The sequence below is a fragment of the Candidatus Latescibacter sp. IFSED24 genome (assembly GCF_058273205.1).
On record NZ_CM177850.1, the window covers coordinates 2,268,684 to 2,287,558 of the forward strand.

The following is an 18,875-nucleotide window of genomic DNA, read 5'->3' on the forward strand; positions in this document are numbered from 1 at the left end:
CGTTCAGCCCAGCAAACTCTCCACCAGGATCTTCATTCCCACCAGGATCAGGACCAGCCCGCCCAGGACCTCGAGCTTGCCGCCGGCCCGCTCGCCGATCCGCGTTCCCAGCAGGCAGCCCGCCAGCGACAGGACCGAGGCCACCACGCCGATGATCAGCGCCGGCAGCCAGACCGACAGCTCGAGGCAGGCGAAGCTGAAGCCCACCGCCAGGGCGTCGATGCTCGTGGCGACGGCCAGCCCCATGAGCAGCCGCCCCCGCGTGGGGTCGGCGCCGGCCCCGGCCGGCTTCTCATCGTCGGCCAGGCCCGAACGGACCATCCGGCCGCCGATCACTATCAGCAGACCGAACGCGATCCAGTGGTCCCAGGCCGCGAGCAGGGTGGCGAGGCGGACCCCGGCCAGCCAGCCGACCACGGGCATCAGCGCCTGGAAGAGCCCGAAGTGGAACCAGAGGCGGAACCGCGCGCGGGCGGAGTTCGCCCAGCCCGCCGCGGCGGCGGCCACCGACACGGCGAAGGCGTCCATGGCCAGGCCGAGGGCGATGAGCAGGACCTCCAGCAGGGGCATCAGTTCACCGGCCGGATCACGATGTCGATGCGCCGGTTGAGCGCGCGGCCTTCCGGAGTGCTGTTGGGCGCCACCGGGCGATCGGGGCCGTGGCCCACGGTGGTGATGGTGCCCTCGGGCAGATCGAGTCGGCGCTCGAGACCGCCGGCCACGGTTGCGGCGCGGCGCAGCGAGAGACGCTGGTTGGCGGCGCGGCTGCCCGTATCGTCGGTGTGGCCCTCCACCACGACGGTCGCGCCGGGGAAGCGGCCCACCGCCGCCGCCAGCTTGTTCATGAGGTCGGCCTGGCCCGCGGCCAGGTTGGCGCTGCCCACTGCGAAGTCGAGGCCGCTGACCTGCAGGACCACGGCTCCATCGCCGGTCTGCAGCACGTTGCTCACCGCGCCGCCCAGATCCTGAGCGATCTCCTGGACCGCCTGCTCGCGCGCCTGCCGCCGGGTGAGCGCCGACTCGGCCGCCGAGCGATCGGCCTCGGCCACCCCGGCCCGCAGCTCGGTCTCCCAGAGCGACTTGCGCAGCGCGCTCAGCTCGACGCGCAGCGTGGTGATGATGGAGTCCTGGGCCGCCACCCGGCCGCCGCTCAGCTCTTGGAGACGCCGGTTCTCCACGCGCAGGCTATCCAGCTCCACCTGCCGCCGGAGCCGGTCGCGCTCGAGCTGGTCGAGCAGCCGTTCGGCCGCCGCGTCGCCGCTGAGCGTGGGGTCGTAGGGCATGTCCATGAGCACGGCGATCTGGCGCAGCGCCCGGTCGTAACGCGACAGGAGGTTCTCCAGCGGCCCCCGCGCGTCCTTGACCTCGCGCAGGAACGCGGCGCGGTTGACCAGGCGCAGGCCGTCCTGCTCGAGCGCGGCGAGGCCTGCGTCGTCGAGGGTGTCGCCGGCCGCATCCTTGAGCGCCTTGTCGTAGGTGTTCCAGAGCGCGGGCAGGTTGCCCTTGGCGTCCAGCTGCTTTGCCCGATCGCGATAGAGCCGGGCCTGGGCCAGGGGATCGGGCGGTTCGCCGGCCGTCTCCTGAGCGGGCGCCAGCGTGAGCCAGCAGAGGATCAGGAGCAGGCAGGACACCCAGATTCGTGAGGCACGCAGCATGGTTCGGTTCTCCTCGGCTCAGATCTCAGAGCGTCGATCCTGGCGGCGGGCGACCAGCGCCACGCTCGCCTCGACCACCTGGGTGGGCATGATGCCGTCCAGGCAATTGTGCAACAGACAGTGTTCGAGCAGGCAATGCCGCCGTGCCGGGCAATCCACCGGCGGCAGCAGCACCGTGGCCCAGGCTCCGCGCGGCCCCCAGCGATCCGGGCTCATGGTGGGCGCGGGCGGGTAGAGTCCCACCGCCGCCAGCTGGAGCGCCGCCGCCAGGTGGAGCGGGCCGGTGCTCGGCGCGATCATCAGGTCACCGGCGGCGAGGACTCCCAGAAAATCGCGCAAGGGGAACCGTTCGGCCAGGACCGGCACCTCGGGCGAGAGATGCGGCGCCAGCAGGTCCAGCGCCAGCCGGTCGTGATGGCTGCCGGTGACGAACACCCGCCAGCCCGGGCGCCTGGCCAGGGTGTTGGCCACGGCGGCGTAGCTCGCAGGTGTCCAGTCGAGGGCCGACCCTCCCGAACCGGGATGCACGAAGGCCACGACCTCGGCACCGGGAGCCTCCTCGCGCCGGAACCAGCGCCCGATCTCGAGCTGGACCTCGCCGAGATGCAGGGTCGGATCGACCGTGCCGGTGGGCGGCCCCGCCCCGGCGAGACGCTTCACGAGATCGAGGTTGAACTCGCTCTCGTGCCTGACCCGCCGCGACCGCCGCTGCCAGCTGCCGCGGTTCAGGTACCACCAGCTCGAGGGCTTGGACCACGGGCCATACCGGCGCGGGATGCCCGCCCGCCTGAGCAGGCGCGCCAGGGGCGCCTGGTACTGGAGCAGCACCGCGGCATCGTAGCGCTCGGCGACCAGGTTGGCGAGCAGACGCTGATCGTCGAGCCCGTTCCAGGTATAGAACGCGGCGACCGCGGGGTCGTGCTCGATCAGGGGCACCGAGCCGGGCGCCACCAGCGCATGGATCTCCCAGTCGGGCCGCGCCTGGGCGAGCCAGGCCAAGGCCGGCAGCGAGAGGACGAGGTCGCCCAGCCGATCGCAGCGCGCCACGAGGACCTTCATGGTCGACCCAGCCGCCAGAGCTTGACGTACTTGGTCAGGACATAGAACGCCGAACTCTGGCAGAGCACCGTGCCGACCCAGCCGTCCAGGATCCCGCCCTGCAGCACCCACATGCGCCAGAACGCCGCCTGCGAGCGGATCGCCGCGTCGGCCAGGCTGGCGCGGCGGCCGGCGGCGAAGAGCTCGGCGGCGGATTCGGTGGTGTAGCGGTCGAGCTTGGCGATGTACTGCTCCATGGTCTCGTAAGGCGCGTGGTGGAGCAGTCCGTCGAGGCGCTGGACCGGGCCCTCGGCGATCACCGATTCGTGGACGGGCTTGCCGTCGAACCGCGCGCGCTCGCGGTCGAACAGCCGCACCACCCGGTCCGGGTGCCAGCCGCAGTGCCGGATCCAGCGGCCGAGGAAGCGGCTGAGCCGGTTGATGGCGTAGGCGGCCGGCTCGGGCTGGTCGGGTAGCGCCAGGATGGCCGCGCGCAGCTCGGGAGTGACGGTCTCGTCCGAATCGATGCTCAGGACCCAGCGGTTCCGGCAGAGATCCACCGCCTTCTGCTTGGTGCGGCCGAAGCCCAGCCATTCGGTCTGTTCGAGGCGGGCGCCGTGGCGCGCGCAGACGGCGGCGGTGTCGTCCGTGCTGTGCTGATCGAGGACCAGTACCTCGTCGCAGAAGTCGAGCGAGGCCAGGCACCTTGCCAGGATCGGCGCTTCCTGCCGGGTGATGATGGCGGCGGAGATCTTCACGCGGGGCTCCCGTCGCGGAAATCGAGCAGCACCTTGCCCACGTTCTGCCGCTGCTGCAGCCGCAGGTGCGCCGCTCCGGCCTCGTCGGCGGGATAGATCCGGTCGAGCCTGGGCGCCACCTCGCCCGCTGCCAGCAGGGTCAAGAGTTGACGTGTCCAGCCCTCCAGGCGGTCGGCCTCGCCCCAGAGTCGTCCCAGGTTGACCCCGGCGACGGCCTTGTTGTCGTTCATCAGCTTGAGCGGGTTGAGGGTGAGCCAGGGCACCTGGGCCAGGGTCCGCAGCGCGCCCACGACCCCGCCGCCGCCCTCGGCCGCGCTGGCGAATCCGTGCAGCACCAGCCGCCCTCCGCTGGCCAGGGCGCGGTAGCTCTCCATGATCCAGCGACCGTGACGCGGTTCGAGGGCGATGTCGCAGCCACGGCCGTCGCAGGCCTCGCGCACCTGGCGGGCGAAATGGCGCTGCCGGCTGTCGAGAACCAGTCCGCACCCCTGCTCGTGCAGCAGAGCGTGCTTGCCCGGCGAGGCGGTGGCCAGGACCTCGCCCCCGGCCAGACGCACGAGCTGGCAGGCCGCCTGGCCGACGCCCCCCGCCGCCGAGTGCACCAGGACGCGCTGCCCCGCCTGCACGGGCGCCAGCACCCGGAGCATGATGAAGGCCGTGAGGTAGTTCACCGGCAGCGCCGCCGCCTGCTCCAGGCTCACGCTCTCGGGCAGCGGAAACGCCTGGGACGCGGGCACGCAGACCTGCTCGCTGTAGCCGCCGAAGCGGCAGAGCGCGGCCACCGCCTCGCCGATCCGCGCGACGGGCACGCCCTCGCCCACCGCATCGATGTGGCCGCTGACCTCGTAACCCAGCACCGCGGGCAGCGGAGGGCCATCCGGATACAGGCCGAGCCGGACCATGATGTCGGCGAAGTTCACGCCGGCCAGCGCCGTGCGGATCCGTACCTGACCCGGCCCCGGTTCGACGGCCGGTACATCCTCGACGGCGAGCACCTCGGGACCACCGCGGCGGGTGGTGACGACCTGACGCATGACACACTCCTCTCGCGGGCTAACATACCCGCTGACTCAGCGATAGGCCAGGGTGCTGGGCTTGACCGAGGGCAGCAGCTGACGCAGGAGGTCGAGATCGCCCATGGATACGGTCACCACCGGATCCCACGTGCCCGCGCTATTGAGCAGCCCGACCCGGCAGGACACGGTGGGCAGCACGAGGTTCGGGTTGTTGAGTCGCACTCCGAGGCCGAAATTGGCCCGCACGCGCTGCTGGAAGACCGGTTCCCGCTGCTGACAGATGATCCCTGCCCCCGCATAGCCGAAGGCCGCGATCCGGAAGCCGAGGAACGAGTAAGGCGAGAACAGGACCGACTCGCCCGCCGCCAGCAAGCGCTGGTTGCCCGCCTCCGTGGCGTCGTCGAGGTCGCGGAGGCCGGCCTGATCGAGACGCAGACCGTTGGGGGCATGCTGGTTGATGCCCAGAGTGTAGCGTAGGTAGAGGAAATGGCGCCAGTGGCCGTAGTCGTACCGGCGCAACGGGCTGAACGTGGAGAGCCCCAGATCGAGGACTCCGTCCTCGAACCGTCCCCGCCGCCGGTAGCCGCCGAGCGACGCGTCGAGCGCGAAATAGCGGTGCCGACGCAGGAACCGGGGCCAGGCCACGGAAACGCCGTGATAGACGCGGTCGCCCAGCTCGCCGGACTCGAACCCGCCCGTCGCCGCCAGCCAGAACCCCGTGGGGATGTCCTCGGTCTCGCCGTAGCCGTAGACCAGGCTGGTGGTCAGGTAGTCCAGCTCCACCAGGCTGAGCTGCCCCAGGTACAACGTCCGGTCACGCCAGTAGTCGTAGGGCACGTACTGGCGGGGCGGATCGTGGTAGTGGGTGTTCAGGACCCGTAGCGCGGGCACGAGCCGCCGCCGCCGGTGACGAGGGTCCGAGGAGCCGCTCACCTGGAACGCGCGCCCGAACCAGGTGTCCTGGGTGAGGCTGTGGACGGTGGCGCCGTCGGGCAGCTCGGGGTGGTTCTTGTCGATGAACGACCGGACCCCGAAGCCCCCGACGTAACGGATGTTCGGCCAGGCGAAGCCGCGCGTGAAATCGACGGTGGTCTGCTCGTTTTCCCAGGTCCGCCGGAACTCGGCGGCGAGGTCGATGAAGCTGCCGCCGAGGTTGGTGGTGGAGGCCTTCGCGCGCCAGCCCACCTCGGGAGAGCGTTGGCGCGCGTAGAGCGACTGGACCTCGAGGTTCAGGCCGAGGCCGGCCACGTTCCGCTGGAAGAACTCCAGGTCGTAGTTGTCCTGATCCTTGACGTTGGCCTTGGCGCCCCACGGCCAGCGGTCGCGCACCAGCACCAGCACGTCCACCTCTCCCGGCTGATCGTCCAGGGGCAGGACCCCGATGCGGGCATCCTTGATGTACTGCTGGTCACGCAGGAGGCGCTCGCTGTCGGCGAGGTCGAAGGGATCGAGCGGATCGCCCTCGGCGAAGAGCAGGAACTGGCGGATCACGAACTCGTGGGTGCCCGTGGCCAGCGAGTTCAGGAGGCGCTCCACCGGCGAGGTCCGGGTCACCAGGCTGTCGGCGGGCTCCTCCATGAGCGCGACCGCGGTGTCGGCCGCCACCGTGCCGAACGCCTCGCGATGGAGCACCCGGATCCGGTGGATGGTCTGGCCGGCGTAGGGCAGGAAGGGCGCCTCGGCATGCTGGGTGGCCTTGCCCTCGGCGCTCTCCTCGGCGGGATCCTTGCGGGCCAGCAGCTTGTTGAAGCCGCGGACATACCACGTATCGCGCTGGGTGATGTTCAGGCTGGCCAGGTCGCGGGTCTCCAGATTCACGTGTCCATCGGTGGGCACGGTGCCGGGATCGGGCGTCTCATCTCCCGCACGGGCCAGGCCCGCGGCCAGGATCGTGGCGATCAGGACGGTCAGGCCGCGCCGCAGCACTTCTTGAATTTCTTGCCGCTGCCACAGGGACACGGGTCGTTCCGTCCCACCTTGGGTTCCTCGCGCACGAAGGGTCGCGCCTTCACCGGCTCGCCCTCCACGAAGCGCCAGGCGCCCTCGTGGCGGGTGAAGGTGGCAACCTCGTGGTGCCGGCGCTGCTCGCCATCGTACGTGTACTCGCAGGCGAACTCCACGGTTCCCTGCTCATCGTCCGGACCACCGGCGCTGGCCGAGAGGATCTCCAGGCCGTGCCACTCGCTGCTCGAGGCCCATTCCTGAACGCCCTCGGGATCGTGGTCGTCGCGCTGGTCGGGATGCAGCGAGGTCAACAGGAAGTCGGTCTCGACCTGGGTGTAGGCGCTGTAACGCGCCCGCATCAGGGCCTCGGCCGTGGGCGCGGGCCGGGTTCCGGCGATGATGGGCTGGCAACAATCGGCGTAGGCGAGTCCGGAACCGCAGGGACAGGTCATGGTGCACCTCGACTGGCATGCCGGCACGGGGCCGGCGGTAGCGACGACAGTAATCCGGCAACAATAAGGACGAAGCCGCCGCGGTTCAACCGCGGGCCTCGGCCCAGCGGGCCACGAGGGCTCGCCTGGCGGGCTTCTCGATCAGTTCGTAGAGCAGCGTACAGACCGCCACGCAGAGGAGCAAGAGCACCGGCAGGCGCCAGGCGCCGCAGCGCCCAGCCAGCAGTTCGATCGGCTCGCTGACCAGCGAGACCTGGATGAGGTAGAACCCGTAGGAAATGCGCCCCAGGTAGACCAGGGGCGGCACGGCCAGCAGCCGCGCGACCGCGTGTCCGGGTACGGCGAGCATCAGGATCAGCGCCGCCGCCACCACCGCCACCGCGTTGTGCACCACATACTGTCCCACCGGCGGAGCCGTATCCTTGAGCGCCAGCAGGCCGAGAATGACGATCAGCAGCGACCCGCTCGCAACCCCGGCCGCGCGCGGCCGCACCCATGCCAGCAGACGGCCATCGCGGTGCACGAACGCCGCGGCCATCCCCACGGCGAATTCGGGCATGCGGCCGGCCAGGGTCATGCGCCAGACGTGGTCGCGGTCGGCGAGAAATCCTTGCCACCGCAGGTCGAGAGCGCCGGCGAGACGCCACGCCAGCTCTCCGGCCGCCGCCAGCGCCACCACCAGGAGCAGCAGCGCCCCGGTGAGCCGGATCGCGTGCCGGGACGTGAGTTGCCGCACCCTGCCGGCGGCGAACACCAGCCGGTCCAGCACGAGGCAGCAGACCGGGACCAGGACGTAGAAGGTCTCCTCGATGGTCAACGACCACGCCGGCGGCAGACCGTCATAGAGCAGTCCCGCGAACCAGCCCTGGCTCATGGTCATGGTCACCAGCCAGTCGGCCGACGGGGCGGTGCGGCCCAGCGCCCACGAGCCGAGGTGCTGGATGCCGGCCAGCAGCAGGAACAGCGGCCAGATCCGGGCGATCCGCTTGACCAGGAACCGCCGCAGCGTCACGGTGCGGTCGCGCAGGCTGTCGAAGTAGAGCCGGGTGATGAGGAAGCCCGAGAGCACGAAGAAGATGGGCACGCCCATGTAGCCGTGGGCCCACACCGCGCGCAGGGGATCGCCGGATCCACCCTCGGGAGCGTGCAGGACCGCGTAGTGGTAGAGGAACACGAGCAGGGCCGCCAGGGCGCGTAGGGTGGTCAGCGGCTTGATCTCGGCCATGGCTCGCCTCACCGATGCGACGGGCCGCCCCCCGCGGAGCGGCCCGCCTGAAACGCGACGACATCAGCGGCAGGCTCAGTCGCGAGCCCCGCCGCGGGCGCCGTGATAGAGGAACCAGCCCAGCACGCAGAACATGACCAGGGTGACCACCGCCGAGATCGGCATGGTCTCCCAGTGATGGGTCCCGATGGCGTGGGGCACGCTCCAGTCGGACTCGCCGCTGGACGTGATGCCCACGAACTTCACGATCGAGGCGATGACGCCCATGATGGCGCCGCCGGCCACGAAACCGCTGGCCATCAGCGTGCCCTTCTCCTTGCGCTTGGTCTTGGTCTCCTCGGAACCGCCCTGCGCCACGAAGTGGGCAACCAGGCCGCCGGCCAGCACCGGGGTGTTGACTTCCAGCGGCAGGTACATGCCCAGCGCGAAGGCCAGCGCGGGCAGTCCGGTCCACTCGAGGATCAGGGCCATGAAGATGCCCGCCATGTAGAGGAGCCAAGGCGCGGGCTGGCCGGTCATCAGCGGCTCGATCACCGCCACCATGGCGTTGGCCTGGGGCGCGGGCAGGGCGCCCTCGCCGCTGAACCCGTAGGACGTGTTCAGGATCATGATCACGGCGGTGACCGAGATGGCCGCCACCAGCGTGCCCAGGAACTTCCACTTCTGCTGGACCGCCGGGGTGGTGCCCAGCCAGTAGCCGATCTTCAGGTCGCTGATGAAGCCGCCGCTCATGCTCAGCGCGGTGCAGACCACGCCGCCGATGAGCAGGGCGGCCACGATGCCCGTCTCGCCCTGGACGCCCACGGCCTTCAGGATCACCGAGCTGATGATCAGGGTCATCAGGGTCATGCCCGAAACCGGGTTGGTGCCGACGATGGCGATGGCCCGGGCGGCCACGGTGGTGAACAGGAAGCTGATGCAGCCGACGATGGCCAGGCCGACCACCGCCTGGATCAGGTTCACGCCGGGCACCAGGAACAGGAAGAAGCAGAACACCGCCAGCAGGGTCAGGATGGTCAGGCTGGTGGTCAGGTTGATGGGCAGGTCCTTCTGGGTGCGCTCGGCGGCGGCGCCGCCGCCCTGCTTGCCCGCCTGGGCGGCCAGGGCGAAGGCGCCCAGGATGATGCTGCGGCTCTTCCAGACCCCGATCAGGCCGGCCATGGCGATGGCGCCGATGCCGACGGGGCGCACGAACTGGCGGAAGATCTCGTCGGTGGCCAGGCCATCGAGGGCCGCCAGCTGGTAGAGCGTCCCGTCCACGGTCACGCCCTTGCCCAGGATGCCCACCATGGGCACCATGACGAACCAGCTCAGGAACGAGCCGCAGGCGATGATCAGCGCGTAGCGCAGCCCGATGATGTAGCCCAGGCCCATGATGGCGGCCTCGCTCATCATGTGGAACTCCAGCCGCACGCTCGAGGACAGCTTCTGGCCCCAGGCGAAGGCGGTGGTGGAGAAGGTCTCCCGCCAGAAGCCGAAGGTCTGCGAGAGGAGCTGGTAGCCCGCGGCGAAGAGGCCGCTCTTGATCAGCACGCTCGCCTGGCCGCCGCCGGCCTCCCCGGCCATGAGCACCTCGGTGGAGGCGGTGGCCTCGGGGAACGGGAACTCGCCGTGCATGTCCTTGACGAAGTAGCGCCGGAACGGGATCAGGAACAGGATGCCCAGGAACCCGCCTAGAAGCGAGGCCAGGCACATCTGCACGAAGTTGGTCTGCTCGGCCAGGCCCAGGATGTAGATCCCGGGCAGGGTGAAGATGGCGCCCGCCACCACCACGCCCGACGCGGCGCCGATGGACTGGATCATCACGTTCTGCTGGAGCGCGTCCTTCTTGCCCAGCGCGCTGCTGAGGCCGATGGCCAGGATCGTGATGGGGATGGCCGCCTCGAAGACCTGACCGATCTTCAGGCCGAGGTAGGCGCAGGCCGCCGAGAAGAGCGCGGCATAGAACAGACCCCAGAGCAGGGCGAACGGTGTGAGTTCCGGCACGATCTTCTCGGCCGGGACGACGGGAGTGTACTCCTCGCCGGGTTCGAGCTTCCGGTATGCATTCTCGGGCAAGCTCTTGGCGCTGCCGGTGACGTCCATGGAGACCTCCGGTCGGGGGCAGGAATGGGAATCGCCTGGTTCGCGGCCCGGGGCCGCTCGCGAACCCGGGAAACGTATCAAACGGATTCTTCACAAACAAGCCGCATGTGCCGACCGGACGCAGGTCAGTCGGCCAGATCACCGGGGCAGGGCATGCCCAGCAGCCGGTCGGCCCGGCCGACGTACCACGCCGCCGACTGGACCTGGATCAGGTACGCCACGGCCACCACCAGCGCCGCCTCGGCGCCCTGGGGCCCGAGCACCGTCATGGCCAGCGCCAGCGCCAGCGAGAGGTTGCGCATGACCGTGGCGAAGACCAGGACCACGGCTTCCGACCGCGGCAACAGCCAGCGTCCGGCCAGGGTGGTCACGAGGTAGGCCACCACGTAGAAGGCCAAAAGCGGTGGCAGGAGCGCGAGCAGCTGGGCGGGCTGCGCGAGGATCGCCCGGGTCCGCAGGGCCATGGCGATGACGATGATCGCCAGCACGGCCAGGGTGGAGAGCGTGGGAAATCGTGGCTTGAGTTGCCGGTTGAAGCGCTCGTCCCCGTACCGCCGGCGCAGCAGCCACTGGGTGGCCAGACCGGCGACCAGCGGCACGAAGACCACGAGCAGGATCTTCTCGACGGTGGCCAGGAGATCCAGCGACACCGACTGCCCCATGAGCAGGGTGGCGTAGAAGGGCAGCAGCAGGCTGCCCAGCAGCAGGCCCAGCACGGTCATCTTCACGGCGGCGGCCACCTGGCCGCCGGCGAACCGGGTCCACGAGATGGTCATGCCGCTGGTGGGCAGGGTGGCCATGAGCAGCAGCCCGAACGCGCGCAGCGGATGGTCGGGGAAGAACAGGCGTCCCAGCCCCCAGCCGAGCAGTGGCAGCAGGACCAGGTTCAGCAACTGGACCAGGACCAGGAGCTGCCAGTGGCAGCGGGCCACCAGGCTGCGCAGGTCGAGGGTGACCATGATGGGGTAGATCATCAGGATGGTCACCGGCAGGATCAAGGTCCGCAGGGGTCGGGGATCGTTGGTGGCGCCCAGGATCAATCCCAGCACCATGGCCAGCGGGATGGCCCAGACGAGCTTGCGCTGCAGATAACCGAGTGCCGTCCAGATCATGACGCCTCCGTTGGTTGACGATCGGCGATCAGGATATACGCATATTACAGCGACCGCCTAGCGGCGATCGCGCGTGGATCGGCCAGTCGCGGCCTCCAGGCAGGCATGCGCCTTGCCCAGACCGGATGCGCTCACTATCATGGAACCGATCAGAACGAGTCCCAGGGTGGCTTGTCCAGGCCACCCGGTTTCACGATTCGGAGCTGGAGGCCCATCATGCTCAAGCGGAAAGCCGATTCGCCGTTCCCCCACCTCGTCGACCGTTTCGTCGCCTACGCCAAGGTCCACACCCAGAGCAGCGAGGAAAGCGACACCTACCCCTCCACCGAGCGCCAGTTCGACCTCGCCCGGATCCTGGTGGACGAGCTGAAGGCCATCGGCCTGGCCGATGCCGCGGTGGACGAGCATTGCTACGTGACCGCCTCGCTGCCCGCCACCGCCGGCTGCGAGAAGGTCCCGGCCATCGCCTTCATCGCGCACATGGACACCTATCCCGAGGTCTCGGGCGAGAACGTGGTGCCCACGTTCCACGAGAACTATCAGGGCGGCGACATCGCGCTGCCCAAGAACGGCATCGTGATCAAGGCCGGCGAGAACCCGTATCTCGAGACCTGCATCGGCGAGACCATCATCACGGCCGACGGCACCACCCTGCTCGGCGCCGACGACAAGGCCGGCATCGCCGAGATCATGGAGGCGCTGACGCGCATCCACGAGAATCCCGACTGGACGCACGGCCCCGTCAAGGTGGCTTTCACCCCCGACGAGGAGGTGGGCCAGGGCGTCAAGCACTTCGACATCGAGAAGTTCGGCGCGATGGTGGCCTACACCATGGACGGCGGCATGCGCGGCGAGGTCGAGGACGAGACCTTCTGCGCCGACAGCGCCATCGTGAAGTTCATCGGCCGCGACATCCACCCCGGCTACGCCAAGGACAAGATGATCCCGTCGGTGAAGCTGGCGGGCGCGTTCATCGCCGGCCTGCCGCGCGAGGGCGCCCCGGAGACCACCGAGGGTCAGCAGGGCTACATCCACCCCATCGGCATCAAGGGCAACACCAGCGAGACCGAGGTCACGCTGCTGATCCGCGACTTCGACGTGGAGCAGCTCCCGGTCAAGGCCGACCTCATCCGCAAGCACGCCGAGGCCGCCATCGCCGACTGGCCGGGCGCCAAGTGCGAGGTCGAGATCAAGCAGTACTACCGCAACATGAAGTACGACCTGGAGAAGGAGCCCCGCGCCATGGACTACGCCATGGAGGCCATCGAGCGGGTCGGCCTGAAGCCCCATCGCGGCTCGATCCGCGGCGGCACCGACGGCTCCAACCTCTCCGCGCGCGGCCTGCCCACGCCGAACATCTTCACCGGCGAGCAGTCGTTCCACGGCTACACCGAGTGGATCTGCGTCAAGGACATGGAGCTGGCCACCGACACGATCCTGCACCTGATCGACGTGTGGCGGGAGAAGGAAGCCTAGGCGATCGCCTGCCGGATCCGCAATACGAGGCCGCGCTCCGTCCCGGGGCGCGGCCTTCGTCATGATCCCAGCAAAAAGGGGGAACTTCGCCCCGACGGCGCTGTTTCCGCAGCCTACGGCCTGCCGGCCACGGACGCGCAAGACGTTGAACGACAATGGATATCAGTCTCTGGCGGTCGTTTTTGATTTCGGCAGACCGGCGCGTGCCCTATACTTGTTCGTTCCGAATCGACCCACTCCCAACCCCGAGGTCCGCACGTATGAAGCGCATTGCCACCATCGCCCTCTGCATCCTCGCCCTCGTGGCCTTCCTGGCCGCGGGCGCCATCGCCGACGACAAGAAGCCGGCCAGCCCCAAGAGCACCGAGCAGTGCCAGAAGGCCCAGACCTGCGACAAGGCCAAGACCTGTGACAAGACCCAGGCCTGCGATCCCGCCAAGTGCAAGGACGCCGCGAACTGCGACCCCGCCAAGTGCGCGCACGCCAAGGCCGCCGCCGCCAAGGCCGCCGAGGGCTGCAAGCCCGGCTGCAACAAGGCCTGCGACCCCGCCGCCATGAAGGCCGCCGAGGCCAAGAAGGCCGCCGAGACCAAGACCGCCGAGGCCTGCAAGCCCGGCTGCGATCCCAAGAGCTGCGACCCCACCAAGTGCGACCCGGCCGCCTTCAAGAAGGCCGACGAGCAGAAGAAGGCCGACCCAACGAACACCAAGACGGCCAGCAACAAGTAAGCGCGCAGTAATCCCTACGAGCGCCCGGCTCCTTGCCGGGCGCTTCGCTTTTCCCCGAACATCCTCCCGAACAATGAGCGTTCCCCCTGGGTAGTGCCGACCGAGACGACCAAGACCAGGCGTCGCCGCCATTGCGAGGAGGTCCCGATGCACCGCGAGAAGACCGTGAAGACCATGACCGGCTGGGGCTGGCTGTTCCTGAACATCCTGGCCTACCTGGTGGTCCTGTTCCTGTTCGTCAACGCCATCCGCCTGGAGAGCATCCCCACGCTCCTGGTGTCGATCGCCGGGCTGCTGGCCAACATCCTGGTCACGGTCGGGTTCTTCGTCGTCAATCCCAACGAGGCGGCGGTGATCCTGCTCTTCGGCGAGTACAAGGGCACCTGCAAGACCAACGGCTTCCGCTGGGCCAACCCCTTCTTCACCAAGACCAAGATCTCGCTGCGCGCCCGCAACCTCAACGGCGACCGCCTGAAGGTGAACGACCTGGACGGCAACCCCATCGAGATCGCAACGGTGGTGGTGTGGCAGGTGGAGAACACGGCGCAGGCCCTGTTCGACGTCGACGATTACGAGGAATACGTCATGACGCAGAGCGAGTCGGCGGTGCGCCACCTGACCAGCCGGTATGCCTACGACGGCCCCGAGGACCAGGTCACGCTGCGCGGCGCCACCGACGAGGTGAACGAGGACCTGCAGCATGAGCTGCAGGAGCGCCTGGGCCGTGCGGGCGTGTCGGTCATCGAGGCGCGCCTCAGCCACCTGGCCTACGCCCAGGAGATCGCCCACGCCATGCTGCAACGCCAGCAAGCCAGCGCCGTGGTGGCCGCACGGCGCAAGATCGTCGACGGCGCCGTGGGCATGGTGGAGATGGCGCTGAGCGAGCTGAACGAGAAGGGCATCGTGGAACTGGAGCCGGCGCAGAAGTCGGCCCTCGTGAGCAACCTGCTCGTGGTGCTCTGCAGCGACCATGCGGCCACGCCGGTGGTCAACACCGGCGTCAGCGGTTAGCCGCCTGTCCCCCGACAGCGGCGGCGGGCCCGGGACGGATCCCGGGCCCGCTTCGTCTTTCCTGGCCGGCGCCTCGGGGCCGATCAGCTTTACCACGGCCCCGAGGAAACCATGCCTCGTCGGCCAACCCTCAGGGTCCGGAATCCTCACTCCGCCGGTGCGAGACGATGCTCCTTCAGCTTGCGCCACAGCGTCGTGCGGTCGATGCCCAGTCTGCGGGCGGCACGGGTCCTGTTCCAGCCGACCGCTTCGAGCGCCTGGCGCAGCAGCTCGCGCTCACGCTCACTGCCGCGCTCGACCTCCCGCAGGTTGTTCGGTGCGGTCGGCAAACCTGCCGTCACCCCCACCTCCGGCGGCAGGTGCGCGGCCTCGATCTGCCCGCCCCGGCTGAGCACCAGCGCATGCTCGAGGGCGTTCTCCAGTTCCCGCACGTTGCCCGGCCAGTCGTGCCGCATGAGCAGGTTCATGGCCTCGGGCGCTACCGCGACCGCACTCTGCCCGAGCCGCCCCAGCAGATGCTCCACCAGCAGCGGGATGTCCTCGCGACGCTCGCGTAGCGGCGGGATCTCGAGGCGCACGACCTTGATGCGGTAATAGAAATCTTCCCGCATCCGACCCGAAGCCAGCAAGGCTTCGAGATCGCGATTGGTAGCCGACACCACCCGCACGTCCACCGGTCGCGGGCGCCCCTCGCCCACCCGTTCGATCACCCGTTCCTGAAGGACCCGCAGCAGCTTGACCTGCACCGCCGGACTCACGTCGCCGATCTCGTCGAGGAAGATGGTCCCGCCCGACGCCTCCTCGAAGCGGCCCCGGCGCGTGGTGGTGGCCCCGGTGTAGGCGCCGCGCACATGCCCGAACAGCTCGCTCTCGAGGAGCGTCTCGGCCAGGGCCGAGCAGTTCACCGAGACGAAGGGGCCGCTGGCGCGCGGGCTCCGCTCGTGGAGCGCCCGCGCCACCAGCTCCTTGCCGGTCCCGCTCTCGCCGCGGATCAGGACGGTGGCCAGGCTGGGCGCCACCTGCTCGATGAGGTCGTAGAGCTGGCGCATGCGGCGGTCGTGGCCCACCAGGCCGCCCAGATGGTCGCGGATCTCGCTCGCCCGCCGCAGGCGGATCTCGTCGGTCACGTCGCCCAGGATCAGGACCACGCCGCCGGTGCCGCCGCCGCTGCGGGCCAGGGGCGCGCTGCGCAGCAGGACGTCGCCGCGCCGCGCGCCGGGTAGGCGTACCGTGGTCTGGAAGTCGAGGATTGGCCGGCCGCTCTGCAGGCTGCGCGCCAGGATGTCGCGCGGGCAGTCCCCCTCGCCGAAGAGGCTGCAGGCCTGCAGACCGGCCAGTTCCTCCAGCGGGCGGCCGAGAATGCGCTCGGCGGCGGGGTTGAGGTCGACGATCCGCAAGGCATCGTCGAGCAGGATCAGACCCTCGCGCAGCACGGCCGCGATGGTGCGGAACGCGACGATATCCAGATCCATGAGCAGGCTGGCGTAGCGGGGCGGCGTCTCGGACATGATCGACCTCCGCTCACAGTATATCCACCGTACCGTTGCATGCAACTATTATGTTGCATCATTATTGTTGCAAGAACAGCGCTTTCACATGACCGTGACGGCATTGCTCACATGAGCAACTCCATGATACATCACAAGTCCTTGCCATAGATGTGTTTATGGATTTCCAATATAATGGCCATCCCACTCTGGTTCTGGCATCACCCCTGCAATGTTGGGACTCGATTGAATCAACGCAGGGATACCCTGCAACAATCGCCGCCACGGCGGCCAAATCAAGGATGGTGCGAGATGGGTCAGACCATGCAGTTCGACGGCAAGAATTTCGAGACCGAGGTCCTCAAGAGCAGCACCCCGGTGCTCGTGGATTTCTGGGCCCCCTGGTGCGGCCCCTGCAAGATGATCGGGCCGGTGATCGAGGAGCTGGCCGCCGACTATGACGGCAAGATCAAGGTGGGCAAGGTCAACGTCGACGATAACCAGCAGCTGGCGGCCCAGTTCGGGATCCGCGGCATCCCCACCGTGATGCTCTTCAAGGGCGGCGAGGTGGTGGAGAGCTTCGTGGGCCTGCAGCAGAAGGGCGACCTGGCCGCCGCCCTGGACAAGTCGCTCTAGTCCGCCACATACCAGCCGATCCAGGACCGCCGGCGTCATCTGCGCCGGCGGTCTTGCGTATCGGCGTCCGGAACATCAGATTGGACACGACACCTCCTGCGGCTCCCTGCGAAAGGCGACACGACCATGCCCGGTTTCCTGGATGGCATCAAGAAGGCCCTCGGCGGCGACAAGAAGCCCAACAACGTCGTGTTCATCGTCTTCGACAGCTGCCGCTGGGACGCCTACGAGGCGGCCCGCACGCCCAACCTCGACCGCATCGGTCTAGCCGAGCCCCGCTACAGCTACGCCAGCTGGACCAGCCCCAGCCACTACACCTTCCTCATGGGCATGGTTCCCCACACCAGCCCCAAGGGCGTGTTCGCCTCCAACGTCTACCGCGAGGAGTTCGCCTCCTGGTCCGAGCGCCTCAACATCCCCGACGTGGAGTTCAAGGCGTTCGTGCCCCAGCTCAGCCTGCCCGCCTTCCTCAAGGCCCAGGGCTACTGGTGCGAGGGCTGGGTCTCGTTGCCGGTGCTGAATCCCATGACCAGCATGTCGACCCACTTCGACCGCTACGAGCTGGCCCCGTCGCATAACGACCTGCAGGCCATCTGCGACCGCCTCGAGTTCAAGGAGGACCGGCCCAGCTTCTTCTTCGTCAACACCGGCGAGACCCACTACCCGTACCTGCTGCCCGGCGAATCGGCCCAGGATCTGCCCCACCTCTCGGGCGTGCACGGCATCTTCAAGTCGCTCGACGAGTTCCTCAAGAACCCGGGCGAGTTCCTCGAGGGCCGCCAGGAGGACGAGTTCTTCACGCCGCAGCAGTTCCAGGCGTTCTACGACAAGCAGATCGCCTGCGTCGAGCACCTCGACGCCGTGGTGGGCCGCTTCCTCGAGCGCTGCCCCGACAACACCTACTTCATGATCATGAGCGACCACGGCGAGCTGTTCGGCGAGGACGGTTACTTCGGGCACGGGCCCATCTTCCACGAGAAGGTGTTCCAGGTCTTCTACCTGGAGGGCGCCAAGCCCTAGTCGGCGCGGGACCGCCGATCAGCAACCACCGACAGACGGATCACGCGCGCCGGGACCTCTCGTCCCGGCGCGCTCATGTCAGGCGAGGAGCGCGCGGATGGCCGGCGCGACCTGGTCGAGGCGTTCGACACCGGCGGTGAAGGCCTCGGCCCCCGGCCCCCAGGCCAGCAGCGGCACCGGGTTGCGCGTGTGGGTCTTGACGGTGAGATCCTCGAGGTTGCCGTGGTCGGAGCACCAGAGCAGCAGGGTGTCGGGCGCGAGCCCGGCCAGGATGGCGCCGAGGAACTCGTCGAGGCGCCGCAGTTCGGCTTCGGCCCGGTCGCGCTCGGCGGTGTGGCCCGCCTTGTCGGTCAGGAAGTACTCGTAGAGCAGGAAGTCGTACTCGGGGACGTTGCGCGCGAGGATGGCGCCGGCCTCGGCGGGAGAGAGCAGGGGCGCCTCGAAACCCAGCGCCCGCAGCTCATGCCCGGTGAATTCCTGGAAGAGCGAGCGGCCGGCGGCCATGTCGGGCACATCGAAGAAGGGCAGATCGGCGGCGAGGTTGGCCACCGTGGTGGCGGACATGCGGAGCTGGCGCTCGCGGGGCCAGGCGAAGAAGGGCGAGCGGAAGGTGTTGAAGAACACCGGGCGGCGGCCGGCCTCGCGGAGCCGCTTCAGGAGCGAGTGCTCGAGCAGGACCTCGCGGAGGGTGGGCCCGGGGAATCCCGCCAGGTGGCGCCCCTGCACCGCGGGGGCATTGATGCCGGTCAAGAGCGCGGTCTGACCGGTGGCGCTCTGGGGCAGGCCGGGCACGCCGAGGCAGGCGTCGACGGGACGGGCCCAGGCGCCATTCTCCAGCAGGATCGGCCGGCCGTCTGTCGGAACCGCCGGCAGCCGCAGCCGCTGACCGCCGTAGCTCCAGCCGGGATTGACCGCAGCATCGGGCGCGCCCCAGCCGAAGCCGTCGACGAAGAGCAGGGCGACCCGGTCCGGTGCCTTCATGATGCGCTCCAGAACAAGCACAAGAGGCTCCCCGCGAGCGGGAAGCCTCTTGCAAGTGGTAGCCCGTACGGGACTCGAACCCGTGTTTCCGGCGTGAGAGGCCAGCGTCCTAGGCCACTAGACGAACGGGCCACGATAGCTCGTGGTTGCCCGGGGAGGATTCGAACCCCCATCGACTGATCCAGAGTCAGCTGTCCTACCGTTGAACGACCGGGCAATCGTGGCGCTGAATATAGGCAGCGGTCTGGGAC

General features: G+C 68.8%; 17 protein-coding genes and 2 tRNA genes. 5 read left to right on the top strand and 14 right to left on the bottom strand.

Annotated features, from left to right (window positions below; translation table 11 throughout):
* Positions 1–3: 3 nt before the first annotated feature.
* The 10 genes from IFSED24_RS09110 to IFSED24_RS09155 all read right to left on the bottom strand — a co-directional run bounded on the left by IFSED24_RS09110 (position 4) and on the right by IFSED24_RS09155 (position 11,285).
* Entirely contained in the window at positions 4–570 is a 567-nt protein-coding gene (locus IFSED24_RS09110) for a manganese efflux pump MntP (RefSeq protein WP_491334908.1), read from the bottom strand.
* The gene (locus tag IFSED24_RS09115) at positions 570–1,655 is read right to left on the bottom strand and encodes an OmpA family protein (protein ID WP_491334909.1); all 1,086 of its coding nucleotides are present in this window, start codon (positions 1,653–1,655) and stop codon (positions 570–572) included. The genes IFSED24_RS09110 and IFSED24_RS09115 overlap by 1 nt, the downstream gene beginning before the upstream one ends.
* Positions 1,656–1,673: 18 nt before the next feature.
* Positions 1,674–2,702: a glycosyltransferase family 9 protein gene (locus IFSED24_RS09120; RefSeq protein WP_491334910.1), complete on the bottom strand. Its 1,029-nt coding sequence runs from the start codon at positions 2,700–2,702 to the stop codon at positions 1,674–1,676.
* Between the two features lie 8 nt (positions 2,703–2,710).
* Positions 2,711–3,451, bottom strand: a complete 741-nt coding sequence (locus IFSED24_RS09125) for a glycosyltransferase family 2 protein (RefSeq protein ID WP_491334911.1) — start codon at positions 3,449–3,451, stop codon at positions 2,711–2,713.
* Positions 3,448–4,485 carry an alcohol dehydrogenase catalytic domain-containing protein gene (locus tag IFSED24_RS09130; RefSeq protein ID WP_491334912.1) on the bottom strand — a complete coding sequence of 346 codons (1,038 nt, stop codon included), beginning with the start codon at positions 4,483–4,485 and terminating at the stop codon, positions 3,448–3,450. The genes IFSED24_RS09125 and IFSED24_RS09130 overlap by 4 nt, the downstream gene beginning before the upstream one ends.
* A gap of 36 nt (positions 4,486–4,521) precedes the next feature.
* Entirely contained in the window at positions 4,522–6,426 is a 1,905-nt protein-coding gene (locus tag IFSED24_RS09135) for a hypothetical protein (protein WP_491334913.1), read from the bottom strand.
* Positions 6,375–6,863 carry a YchJ family protein gene (locus IFSED24_RS09140; RefSeq protein WP_491334914.1) on the bottom strand — a complete coding sequence of 163 codons (489 nt, stop codon included), beginning with the start codon at positions 6,861–6,863 and terminating at the stop codon, positions 6,375–6,377. Before IFSED24_RS09140 ends, IFSED24_RS09135 begins: the two co-directional genes overlap by 52 nt.
* Before the next feature lie 85 nt (positions 6,864–6,948).
* Entirely contained in the window at positions 6,949–8,088 is a 1,140-nt protein-coding gene (locus IFSED24_RS09145; protein ID WP_491334915.1) for an acyltransferase family protein, read from the bottom strand.
* A 75-nt stretch (positions 8,089–8,163) separates the two neighbouring features.
* Positions 8,164–10,173: an OPT family oligopeptide transporter gene (locus IFSED24_RS09150; RefSeq protein ID WP_491334916.1), complete on the bottom strand. Its 2,010-nt coding sequence runs from the start codon at positions 10,171–10,173 to the stop codon at positions 8,164–8,166.
* Between the two features lie 125 nt (positions 10,174–10,298).
* Complete coding sequence (locus tag IFSED24_RS09155) at positions 10,299–11,285, bottom strand: arsenic resistance protein (RefSeq protein ID WP_491334917.1); 987 nt, start codon at positions 11,283–11,285, stop codon at positions 10,299–10,301.
* A gap of 216 nt (positions 11,286–11,501) precedes the next feature.
* Between IFSED24_RS09155 and pepT the strand changes: the two genes are divergently transcribed.
* The 3 genes from pepT to IFSED24_RS09170 all read left to right on the top strand — a co-directional run bounded on the left by pepT (position 11,502) and on the right by IFSED24_RS09170 (position 14,500).
* Positions 11,502–12,761 (top strand): peptidase T, encoded by a 1,260-nt coding sequence (gene pepT / locus IFSED24_RS09160; RefSeq protein WP_491334918.1) that lies wholly within the window; start codon positions 11,502–11,504, stop codon positions 12,759–12,761.
* A gap of 260 nt (positions 12,762–13,021) precedes the next feature.
* Positions 13,022–13,489: a hypothetical protein gene (locus IFSED24_RS09165; RefSeq protein WP_491334919.1), complete on the top strand. Its 468-nt coding sequence runs from the start codon at positions 13,022–13,024 to the stop codon at positions 13,487–13,489.
* Positions 13,490–13,636: 147 nt separating this feature from the next.
* Positions 13,637–14,500 (top strand): SPFH domain-containing protein, encoded by an 864-nt coding sequence (locus IFSED24_RS09170; protein WP_491334920.1) that lies wholly within the window; start codon positions 13,637–13,639, stop codon positions 14,498–14,500.
* A 146-nt stretch (positions 14,501–14,646) separates the two neighbouring features.
* Here the strand turns inward: IFSED24_RS09170 and IFSED24_RS09175 are convergent, their stop codons facing one another.
* Positions 14,647–16,008 carry a sigma-54 interaction domain-containing protein gene (locus IFSED24_RS09175; protein WP_491334921.1) on the bottom strand — a complete coding sequence of 454 codons (1,362 nt, stop codon included), beginning with the start codon at positions 16,006–16,008 and terminating at the stop codon, positions 14,647–14,649.
* 291 nt (positions 16,009–16,299) lie between these two features.
* On the opposite strand from IFSED24_RS09175, the gene trxA reads away from it, so the two are divergent.
* A complete protein-coding gene (gene trxA / locus IFSED24_RS09180; protein WP_491334922.1) occupies positions 16,300–16,623 on the top strand; it encodes a thioredoxin in 324 nt (107 codons plus the stop codon).
* Between the two features lie 126 nt (positions 16,624–16,749).
* Positions 16,750–17,643, top strand: coding sequence for a sulfatase-like hydrolase/transferase (locus IFSED24_RS09185; RefSeq protein ID WP_491334923.1), 894 nt, complete (start codon positions 16,750–16,752; stop codon positions 17,641–17,643).
* A gap of 78 nt (positions 17,644–17,721) precedes the next feature.
* Here IFSED24_RS09185 and IFSED24_RS09190 read toward each other — a convergent pair whose 3' ends face one another.
* The 3 genes from IFSED24_RS09190 to IFSED24_RS09200 form a co-directional block, all read right to left on the bottom strand.
* Positions 17,722–18,624 (bottom strand): alkaline phosphatase family protein, encoded by a 903-nt coding sequence (locus IFSED24_RS09190; protein WP_491334924.1) that lies wholly within the window; start codon positions 18,622–18,624, stop codon positions 17,722–17,724.
* Between the two features lie 56 nt (positions 18,625–18,680).
* Positions 18,681–18,756 (bottom strand) — tRNA-Glu (locus IFSED24_RS09195).
* A gap of 11 nt (positions 18,757–18,767) precedes the next feature.
* Positions 18,768–18,841 (bottom strand) — tRNA-Gln (locus tag IFSED24_RS09200).
* Positions 18,842–18,875: the final 34 nt, after the last annotated feature.